Source organism: Bradyrhizobium sp., from assembly GCF_016462955.1.
GTDB lineage: Bacteria > Pseudomonadota > Alphaproteobacteria > Rhizobiales > Xanthobacteraceae > Bradyrhizobium.
In genome coordinates, this window is sequence record NZ_JAEMSD010000231.1 from 1 (window position 1) to 10,267 (window position 10,267).

Consider the following 10,267-nt stretch of genomic DNA (forward strand, 5'->3'; position numbering starts at 1 on the left):
GCCTGGTCGTGCCGCAGCAACCGGACGACGGCGGCCGGCTGCGCCGCTTCCGCGAGGATCCGGTCAATCACGCGCTGCCGACGCCCAGCGGCAGAATCGAGATCTTTTCGGCCAAGATCGCCGCCCTTGGCGATGCCGATTGTCCCGGCCACCCGGTCTGGCTCGACAAGACCGACATGCCCAGGCCCGGTGCGCCGTGCTTCCTCGTCGCCAACCAGCCGGCGACGCGCCTGCACAGCCAGCTCGATTTTGGCGGGCATTCGCTGGCCGGAAAGCATCGCGGCCGCGAGGTCGCACGCATGAACCCGGCCGATGCACAGGCGCGCGGCATCAGGGACGGCGACATCATCCGCCTGTTCAACGCGCGCGGCGCCTGCCTCGCCGCGGTCCACGTCACCGACGGCATCGCGCCCGGCGTGGTCCAGCTTCCGACCGGCGCCTGGTACGATCCGATGGATCCCGAGGACGAGGCACCGCTCTGCGTCCACGGCAATCCGAACGTGCTGACCCGCGACGTCGGCACTTCCTCGCTGGCCCAGGGCTGCACCGGCCAGCTGACGACCGTCGAAGTGGAGAAGTTCACCGGCAATCTGCCGCCGATCCGGGCGTTCGATCCGGCGTAGGGCGCTGGCCGGTTGCTCGCCTGGCGTCACGTCTATGCCGCCTTCCCGCGGTACCGAGGGCTTGTGCTTAAATCAGAAAGGGAGAACTGACATGATCCGCAAGGCAACGGCAGTCTGGAAGGGCACCGGCCGCGACGGGGCTGGTCATCTGACCAGCGAATCCGGCGTGCTGGCGCAGACGCCCTATTCGTTCAAGACCCGATTCGAGAACGAGAAGGGCACCAATCCCGAGGAATTGATCGCGGCAGCCCATGCGGGTTGCTTCACGATGGCGCTGGCCTTCGGCCTCCAGATGGCCGGTTTCACGCCGGAGGAACTGTCGACGGAAGCGGCGGTGACGCTCGAGCCCGAGGGCAAGGGCTTCAAGATCAGCAAGTCCGCGCTGACCTTGCGTGCAAAGGTGCCTGGTCTCGACGAGGCCGGCTTTGCCAAGCTCGCCGGCGAGGCCGAGAAGAACTGCCCGGTGTCGAAGGTGCTCAACGCCGCGATCACGCTCGACGCCAAGCTGGGCTAGAAGCGGGCGCTTGCCCGGGTCCATCCGGCTCTGGGAGCCGGGTGGACGCGCCTGCCAGGCTTTCGGCGCGGCCGCCGAACGCCTATATGTTGCGGCAGCTGCAAAACGATCAATTGGGAGCACATCACATGACGACGGAACGCGCAGTTTTGGCCGGCGGCTGCTTCTGGGGCATGCAGGATCTCATCCGCAAGCAGCCGGGCGTGATCTCCACCCGCGTCGGCTACACCGGCGGCCACGTCAAGAACGCCACCTACCGCAATCACGAAGGCCACGCCGAAGCGATCGAGATCATGTTCGATCCGGCGAGGACCAGCTTCCGCAATATGCTGGAGTTCTTCTTCCAGATCCATGACCCCACCACGATCAACCGCCAGGGCAATGATATCGGCACGAGCTATCGCTCCGCGATCTTCTACACCAGCGAGGAGCAGAAGCGGGTCGCCGAAGACACCATTGCCGACGTCGAGGCCTCCGGCCTGTGGCCCGGCAAGGTCGTGACCGAGGTCGCGCCCGCGCGCGAGTTCTGGGAGGCCGAGCCGGAGCATCAGGATTATCTCGAACGCTATCCCAGCGGTTACACCTGCCACTTCATCCGGTCCGGCTGGAAGCTGCCGCGCCGCGCGGCTGCAGTGGGCGGCTAAAGCATGATCCGGAAAAGTGCGAAGCGGTTTTCCGGAAGGATCATGCGCAAACAACAACCTGAAGCGCGATGACGATTCATCCAGATCTCATCGCGCTTCAACTCGCGGTGGCCTGTCCTGCGCTGGTGGTGACGATCCGCGCCGATAGCGTGACGAGTCCCATCAGCGCTGCCAGCAGCCAGAACGCCAAGGGCAGGCCGCCAATCTGCGCGATGAAGCCGACGCCGGCCGGGCCGATGAGGACGCCGGCATAGCCTGCGGTCGTGACGGCCGCGACCGCGAGGCCGGCAGGCATCACCGTTTGCCGCGCCGCCCGCCTGAACAGCACCGGCACGAGGTTCGACGCGCCGAGCCCGATCAGCAGGAACCCGCCAATGGCAACCGCTGCAACGGGCGCCGTGAGCAGGGCCACAAAGCCCGCAATGGCGATCAGGCTGCCGCCGAGCAGCGTCGCGCGGTCGCCGATGCGCGCAACGACCGCGTCGCCGCCGAGCCGTCCCACCGTCATGGCGATCGAGAACACGATGTAGCCGGTTCCGCCTTGCGCCTCGGTGACGAGCCCCGCGCCGATGAGGAGCAGCGCGCCCCAATCGAGCATCGCGCCCTCGACCAGGAAGGTGATGGCGCCAAGCAGCGCGAGCAGCAGCACCGATCCATGCGGCAGCACGAACAACGGGCCCTCCTGCACCTGCACCGCGCGAAGCAGGCGTGGCGAGGCTATGAGCATCGCGATCAGCATCAGGACGGCGCAGATCAGCGTGCAGGCGAGGGCGCCGAGCTGCAGCGAGAGCAGCGCCGTCATCAGCGCGGAGCCGGCGAAGCCGCCGATGCTGAACAGGGCGTGGAAGCCGGACATCAGCGGACGCCCCGCGGCGCGCTCCACTTCCACGGCGTGGATGTTCATGGCGACGTCGATGGAGCCGAGCGCGGCGCCGAAGACGAACAGCGCCAGCGCCAGCGTCGTGGGCGATCCTGCCACCGCCAGCAGCGGCAGCACCAGCGTCAGACCGAGCCCGCCCGCAATGATGATCGGCCTGCTGCCGTGGCGCGCGCTGAGCACGCCGGTCAGCAGCATCGCGACGACCGAGCCGATGCCGAGGCTGAGCAGCAGCAGCCCGAGAACGCCGTCGTCGACCGCGAGCCGCGCCTTCGCGAACGGCACCAGCGGCGCCCAGCACGCGATGCCGAAGCCCGCGACGAAGAAGGCAAGCCGGGTCGCAAGGCGCGTCGCAGGCCGGTCGGCAGAAGACATGAGGACTCCGGGGGAGCAAAGGCGGGGCGACCGACAAGCCCGACGATTGTCGCGACTTTATGTCTTCGGCGGGCTCGAGATGTCGCGAGGCGAACTCGCGAGCTGCAAGCGAACGCGCAGGCCCTTGGGCGCGTTGTCGAGCAGTTCGAGCGTTCCGCCATGCGCGGTCACGATCGCCTGCGCGATCGAGAGGCCGAGACCAAATCCGGCCGTCTCGTCCATGGTTCGGGCGTCCTCTCCGCGCACGAACGGTTCCAGCATCGCTGCCTTCCTTTCGTCGGGAATACCGGGCCCGTCGTCGGAGACGTCGATGAGGAGCCGGTCCTCGATCGTCGACAGCGCGACCTCGATCTGGGTTTCGAAACGTGTTGCGTTCTCGACGAGGTTGGTGACCGCGCGGATGACCTCGTCGGGCCGCAGGACGAAGGCGGCCCGGTCCGGTCCGGAATAGGTCACGGCAAATCCGGAATCCGAGAACTGCTCGCAAACCATTTGGAGCAGCGCGGCGACGTCCACCAGCGTCGGCTTCACCGGGCTTTCGCTGCGCAGCAGCGAGAGCACCGACTCCAGCATCGACTGCATCTGATCGAGGTCGCGTACGGTCTGGGTGCGCTGTGCCGGATCCTCGATGTATTCCGAGCGTAGCCGCAGGCGCGTGATCGGGGTGCGCAGGTCATGGCTGATGGCGGCCAGCATTCGAGTTCTATCGTTCATCAGCGCGGTAACGCGTTCGCGCATCCGGTTGAGCGCTCTCGCCGCAGATCTGATCTCCTCCGGGCCGTTTTCAGGCAACGGCTCGGACGAGCGATTCAAGCTGAAGTCCTCTGCCGCGCGCGCGAAGGCCGACAGGGGCGAACTGAGCGCGCGGCCGGCCCAGAGACCGAGCAGCGTCACGCTCGCCACCAGGAACAGGAGCGTGCTCGTCCAGAGGCCGCTCACGAAGTCAGGCATCCTGAATGTCCCGATCGTCGCCTCGAGCACGTCGTCGTTTGCCAGATAGAACCAGAGGCGATTGTCTTCCGGTGTGGAGCCGCGAATAAGATCGACCGGGCCTTCGATAGTCGAGGGGGTGGGCAAGCGCGTCCGCTCCGGCAACGGAGCGGTGGAGGCGGAAACATCCTTTCTCAACTGCAGCTTCAGCGACGGAAAGGTCCGGCTGGCATTTTCGAGAACGACACCTCGCTCTCCCTGCGGCGTATTGACGATGATCCTCGCAACCAGCTCGAACTGCTTCAAGGGGCTGTCCGTCAGAACGTTCGGCCGGTTGAGCAGAAAGTATCCGGCAATCAGCAAATGGATCAGGATCAGTGATCCCAGGATCAAGGCCGCGATCTGGCCGCTGATACGCCTGAAGCTGAACAGCGCGACGATGTCGGCGGCGCGCCTCATGCTTCCTCCACCACCGGCGTGAAGATGTAGCCGCCCGTGCGGACCGTCTTGATCACGGACGTCTCCTCGCTGCGGTCGATCTTGCGGCGCACCCGGCTGACCAGCACGTCGATGCTGCGGCCAAAATTGGCGCCGGGACGCCCGCGTGTCATGCTCAGCAGATTGTCACGGGTGAGGATGCGGCCGGCCCGTTCGCAGAAGGCTTGCAACAGATCGAACTCGGCGCTGGTCAGCGGCACCTGAGCGCCCTCGGGGTCGCGCAATTCCCGCAGGCGGAGATCGATGATCCAGCCCTGGAATTTGAGGCGCGTCGCCGTGGCACCGGCGGCAAGTCCGCTCGCCTGGCGGCGCAGCACGGCGTTGATCCTGGCGAGAAGCTCGCGCGGGTTGAACGGCTTCGGCAGATAGTCGTCAGCCCCCATCTCGAGGCCGAGAATCCGGTCGAGATCCTCGCCCTTCGCGGTGAGGATAATGATCGGCGTCATGGATTCCATGCGCACGCGCCGGCAGAGACTGAGGCCGTCCTCGCCCGGCAGCATCAGGTCGAGCACGATGAGGTCGATGCGGTTCTGCGACAGATGCCGGTCCATCTCCCGGCCGTTCGTGGCCGCGTGGACCGCGAAGGAATGTTCGTGCAGATAGCGCACGATGAGGTCGCGGGTCTGCCGGTCGTCCTCGACGATCAGGATGTTGGGAGTGCCGTTGGTCATGATTGAGATCGCATCGGGAGCGTCGATCATTGGTCGATTTGAGGACGTTTGTCTCGTCCGAACAACTACGGTCATGGTGCAATCCTACGGTCAGTCGCGGCTGAGCGCCACTACGGGGTCGAGAAAGGCGGCGCGCCGCGCGGGGAAGAAGCCGAAGGCGACACCGATACCGGTCGAGGTCAGGAACGCAGCGCCGATGGAGAGCGGCGAATAGCTGATCTGGAAGCCCGGCATCGCGATGTTGACGGCCATGCCGAGCAGGACCGCGATCAGAATGCCGGCGATGCCGCCGATGGACGAGATCAGCATGGCCTCCACCAGGAACTGCTGGAGGATGTCGCTGCGCCTTGCGCCGACGGCCATGCGCACGCCGATCTCGCTGATCCGCTCCGAGACGGATACCAGCATGATGTTCATCACGCCGATGCCGCCGACGACCAGAGAGATGACCGCGATCGCCGCCACGAGAAATGCCAGCGTCTGCGTCGTGCTGGTAATGGTGCGGCGAATGTCGTCGGTGTTGAGGATGACGAAGTCCCTGGTGTTGTGCCGCTGGGTCAGCAACGTGGTCACCGCGTCCTGCGCCAGATTGGTCGAGATCTCGTCGCTGATCCGCAAGAGGATGCTGCGCAGCGCACGGTCGCCGGTGAACTGGGCCTGCACGGTTGTGTAGGGCAGGTAGACCGACAGGTTCTGGTTCGAGCCGAACCCGCCTTGCTGCTGGGCGATCACGCCGACGATGCGGCACGGCACCTTGCCGAGCCAGATCACGCGGCCGATGCCGGAGGTCTGGTCGTCGGCGAAGAAGGTCTTCCTGGTGTTGTCGTCGATGACCGCCTGCCGCTCGATGTTGCGGACGGCATCCTCGTCGAACAGGCGGCCCTTCGCCAGCTTGGCGCCCTTGACGAGGAAATAGCTTTCGCCGACCCCGTTCACGAGCACGTTGGACTCGTTGCCGCGATAGCGCACCGTCGTGCTGGTCGACACCGTCGGGGTGACACCGGCGATGAAGCTCTGGCGAGCGAGCGCGCGGGCATCGTCGAGCACCAGCGTCTTGATCTTGGCCGCGCGGGCGTCGCCGAAGTCCTTGCCCGGAAACACCTCGATGGTGTTGGTGCCGAGGCTCGAGATGTCCGACAGCACCTTGCGCTGCGATGCGTTGCCGAGCGCGACCACGGACGATACCGCCGCGATGCCGATGATGATGCCGAGCATGGTCAGGAAGGCGCGCAGCCTGTGCGCGGCCATCGCCACCAGCGCCATGCGGGAGGCCTCGCGGAGCCGCCGCAAAGCGCCGGACCAGCCGGGGCGGCTGTCCCACGGGGTTCGGGGGACCGGAGCTGCGAGCTCCGTGGCCGTGGTCTCCGTGCGGCGATCCGAAACGATCCTGCCGTCGCGCAGCTCGATGATGCGCTCGGCCCGGGCGGCGACATCGGCATCATGGGTGACGATGATGATCGTCCGTCCCTCGCGGTGCAGCTCCTTGAGGATCTTCAGGACCTCTTCGCCGCTGCGCCGATCGAGCGCGCCGGTGGGCTCGTCCGCCAGGATGACCTCGGCGCCGTTGATCAGCGCCCGCGCGATCGAGACGCGCTGCTGCTGGCCGCCGGAAAGCTGGTTCGGGCGATGCCCGCCTCGGCTGCCGACGCCGAGCCGATCGAGCAGTGAGTTCGCCCGCATCCGGCGCTCGCGCGCATCGACGCCGGCATAGACGGCGGGGATCTCGACATTCGCGGCGGCCGAGAGGTCTGCGAGCAGATGATAGCGCTGGAAGAAGAAGCCGAAATGTTCGCGGCGCAGCGCCGCCAGCGCGTCCGCGTCGAACTCGGAGACGTTCTTGCCGGCGACGCGATAGGTGCCCGACGTCGGCCGGTCGAGGCAGCCGAGGATGTTGAGCAGCGTCGATTTGCCCGAGCCGGACGAGCCCATGATCGCCACCATCTCCCCTCGGCGGATGTCCAAAGAAAAGTCGTCGAGTGCGACCACGCGCGTGTCGCCGGCCATGAACTCGCGGCGGACGTTCTCGAGCGAGATGATGGGTTCGCTCATGTCAGGGCCCCCCCGGCGGGCCGCCCGGTATGCTGCGCGATGCGGTCTGCTCGCTTGCTTCTCCGGTGACGACCCTTTCGCCCTCGGACAGGCCTGACCTGATTTCGACCATGGTGCGGTCGTTGAGGCCGGTCTTGACCTCACGCTCGCGCACGTCACCCGACGCATCGAGGGTGCGGACGGTGCTGCGGCCGTCGGATTTCCGCATCAACGCGAGCGCGGGGATGACCTTCACGCGCTTGGCTTCACCGGTGATGATGTGCACCTCGGCGGTCATGTAGGTCCTTAGCGAAAGATCCTCGTTGGGGACGTTGAAAACGCCGATGTAGTAGATGGCGGTGCTGGTGGAACTCGACGAACTCGAACTCGTGCTCGAGGTGGTGGTCGAAGAGAAGCTGGCGTCGCTCTTGATCGACTCGGGCGCCGGCTCGATCTGCTCCAGCCTGGCCTCGTAGCGATTGTCCTGGTCGCCGAGGATGGTGAAATACAGCGCCTGGCCCGGCTTGACCTTGACGATGTCGGCCTCGGAGATCTCGGCTCGCACCGTCATGGTCTCGAGCTGGCCGAGCACGACGATGGTCGGCGCGGACTGCACCGCGTTGACTGTCTGGCCCTCCTGAACCACGGTGGCGAGCACCGTGCCGTCGATGGGGGCGGTGATGCGGGTGTATTCGAGGTTGACTCGCGCGGTCTCCACGCTGGCTTCAGCGCCCACGATCAGCGCTTCGAGCGCGGCGATCTGAGCGCGGGTCTGCCGCACCGTCGAATCCGCGCTGTCGAAATCGCTGCGCGAGGTGGCACGCTGCGCCAGTGTCGCCTGCTGGCGCGCGAGGTTGGCTTCTGCCAGCACCAACGCGGCTTCCTTCTCGATTTTCTGGGCGCGGTAGTTCTTGAGCGAAGCTTCCGAACTGCGCAGATCGTTCTGCTTGGTGACGGGGTCGATCTGGGCGATGACGTCCCCGGCCTTGACCGTGTCGCCGACGCGCACGTTGAGCGCGGTGATCCGGCCCGACACTTGCGCGCCGACCGCGGTCAGTCGCGCCGGCTTGAGGGTGCCGCTCGCGAGCACTTCCTCCCGCAGGTCGCTCACGATCACCGGCGCGGTGATGTAGGACTGCGCCTTGCCCTGCGTGCCGGAGAGGCGCGTGGCCGCCACGACGCCGGCTGCGACGACGGCGATCAGGGCCGCGGCGATCTTCAGCCGCCTGGCGGTGATGATTGCAGTCACTTCACCGTCTCCCTGAAGTGCGGTCCAGTGTTGAGATCCACGATGATCGGCGCGGATATGTCGACCGGATCGGACCAGCCGCCGCCGAGCGCCTTCGCGAGTGAAATGTAGTTCTTGGCCGCCGACACCTTGCTCTGGATCAGCGAATCCTCGGCCGAATACAGCGAGCGTTCGGCGTCCAGCACGTCGATGAAGCTTGCGCTGCCGGTCTCGAACAGCGATCGCGACAGCCGGGCGGCCTCCCGATAGTTCTTTGCTGCCTCGGCCAGCTTGACCCCGCGGACGCGCTCTTGCGAAATCGACACCAGCGCGTTCTCGACGTCTTCAAGGGCGGCGAGCAGGGTCGAATGGAACGTCGCGAACGCCTGGTCGCGTTGCGCCTCGGCGATCTTGACGGTCGCCAGGCGCTTGCCCGCGTCGAACACCGGCACCGTGATCGCGGGCCCCACCGACCAGCTCATAGTGGAGTATTTTGCGAGATCGCCCGCGCGCAGCGCGGAGGTGCCCACCGAGCCGGTCAGCGACACCGCAGGATAGCGGTCGGCCTCGGCCGCGCCGATCTTGGCGGTGGCCTGGGCGAGCTTGCGCTCGGCGCTGGCGACGTCGGGGCGGCTCGCGAGGAGATCGGCGGGCAAGCCGGTGGGGAGCGGCATGCGCGGCGCCGGCACTGGCGCGGACCGTGCCATCAGCGAAGCGACGCCGTCGGGCGGACGCCCGAGCAAGATGCCGAGCCGATGGATGTCGGCCGCGAGCGCCGCACGATAGGTCGGAACGTTCGCCTCCGTGGTCGCAGCCTGTGCGGTCGCCTTGGCGAGATCGACGGCGTTGCCGCTGCCGGCCTCGTATTTGCTGCGGGTGAGCTTTTCGGTGTCGCGCTGCGAGACGGACGTGCGCTGCGCCAGCGCGATCCGCGCCTGGTATCCCCGCGCCTCCACGTAATAGGCGGCGACGTCGCCGATCAGCGTGACGAGGGTGTCGCGCAGATCCTCTTCGGCCGATTGCTGCCCGCGCACCGCAGCCTCGATATTCCGCTGCGTGCCGCCGAACAGATCGAGCTCCCAACTCGAATCGAAGCTGCCCTGATGCAGCGTGTAGGGCGCGGTGTCGGCGACCGCCGAACCGGAGCCGGCGCTGGTCTTGTTGTCGCTCACCGACGCAGAACCTGTGACGGAAGGAAACAGGCCGGCGCGGGTCTGTTGCACCGTCGCTCGCGCCTCGCGCACAGCGGCCTTGGCCTTGGCGACGTCGGGGTTGGCATCGACCGCCTGTTCGATCAGCCGGTTGAGCAGGGGGTCGCGCAGACGTAGCCACCAGCGATCCAGCGTGCCGGCGTGCCGGCGTGAGATGGACTTGGCGCTCCAATGCGACGGCAAGTCCAGCCCGGGCGGGCCGACATAGTCCGGGCCCACGGCACAGCCAGCCAATGTGGCGCCCAGCATCAGCGCGACGCAGGCCGATCCGGCGCGCGACAGGGCGGCGCGCAGTGGGGACGGCGTCGGGTGATGGTCCTCCTCTGCGGATGGCGTGAGAACTGCGACGAACAAGTGTGGCGGCATCAAATCGACTGAGATCCATGGGCCTTGCCGCGGGACGCGCAGTGCTCGTGGCCTTCGGTAGGGAACGACAAACAAGGCCCACTAGCCGCCCGATCGTGGCCTTTCGGCAGCGTGAATGTTGCTGAATGTAAACAGATGTTGCGGGGTATCTCGGCGGCGAGGACTCGGCCCTGTTTCACCCTCTGTCAACCCGTCGTCGCAAAAATATTCCGCTTTACCGAAATTCGGAAATGGCGTATGTGTCGCTCATCCCGGCTCATCCTTGAGGGGCGATCGTGAGGTCGTCATGTTCGCGAGCCGGG

Annotated in this window: 9 protein-coding genes; 3 read left to right on the forward strand and 6 right to left on the reverse strand. The window is 66.5% G+C overall.

The genetic code is table 11. The features are described from left to right. From JHD07_RS22105 to msrA, 3 genes are all read left to right on the forward strand, one after another. The coding region (locus JHD07_RS22105; RefSeq protein ID WP_291625752.1) for a molybdopterin dinucleotide binding domain-containing protein at window positions 1-623 on the forward strand (623 nt) is incomplete at its 5' end. Window positions 624-714: 91 nt separating this feature from the next. Beyond that, window positions 715-1,137 (forward strand): OsmC family protein, encoded by a 423-nt coding sequence (locus tag JHD07_RS22110; protein WP_291625753.1) that lies wholly within the window; start codon window positions 715-717, stop codon window positions 1,135-1,137. 128 nt (window positions 1,138-1,265) lie between these two features. Next, the gene (gene msrA / locus JHD07_RS22115; protein ID WP_291625754.1) at window positions 1,266-1,781 is read left to right on the forward strand and encodes a peptide-methionine (S)-S-oxide reductase MsrA; all 516 of its coding nucleotides are present in this window, start codon (window positions 1,266-1,268) and stop codon (window positions 1,779-1,781) included. 97 nt (window positions 1,782-1,878) lie between these two features. On the opposite strand, the gene JHD07_RS22120 is transcribed toward msrA, so the two are convergent. The 6 genes from JHD07_RS22120 to JHD07_RS22145 form a co-directional block, all read right to left on the reverse strand. Beyond that, window positions 1,879-3,033 (reverse strand): MFS transporter, encoded by a 1,155-nt coding sequence (locus tag JHD07_RS22120; protein ID WP_291625755.1) that lies wholly within the window; start codon window positions 3,031-3,033, stop codon window positions 1,879-1,881. A 57-nt stretch (window positions 3,034-3,090) separates the two neighbouring features. Further along, the gene (locus JHD07_RS22125; protein WP_291625757.1) at window positions 3,091-4,422 is read right to left on the reverse strand and encodes an ATP-binding protein; all 1,332 of its coding nucleotides are present in this window, start codon (window positions 4,420-4,422) and stop codon (window positions 3,091-3,093) included. Further along, complete coding sequence (locus JHD07_RS22130) at window positions 4,419-5,132, reverse strand: response regulator (RefSeq protein WP_291625759.1); 714 nt, start codon at window positions 5,130-5,132, stop codon at window positions 4,419-4,421. The genes JHD07_RS22125 and JHD07_RS22130 overlap by 4 nt, the downstream gene beginning before the upstream one ends. A 90-nt stretch (window positions 5,133-5,222) precedes the next feature. After that, window positions 5,223-7,181 (reverse strand): MacB family efflux pump subunit, encoded by a 1,959-nt coding sequence (locus tag JHD07_RS22135; protein WP_291625761.1) that lies wholly within the window; start codon window positions 7,179-7,181, stop codon window positions 5,223-5,225. Between the two features lies 1 nt (window position 7,182). Continuing rightward, window positions 7,183-8,409, reverse strand: coding sequence for an efflux RND transporter periplasmic adaptor subunit (locus JHD07_RS22140; RefSeq protein WP_291625763.1), 1,227 nt, complete (start codon window positions 8,407-8,409; stop codon window positions 7,183-7,185). Next, complete coding sequence (locus JHD07_RS22145; RefSeq protein WP_291625765.1) at window positions 8,406-9,965, reverse strand: efflux transporter outer membrane subunit; 1,560 nt, start codon at window positions 9,963-9,965, stop codon at window positions 8,406-8,408. Before JHD07_RS22145 ends, JHD07_RS22140 begins: the two co-directional genes overlap by 4 nt. Window positions 9,966-10,267 lie beyond the last annotated feature (302 nt).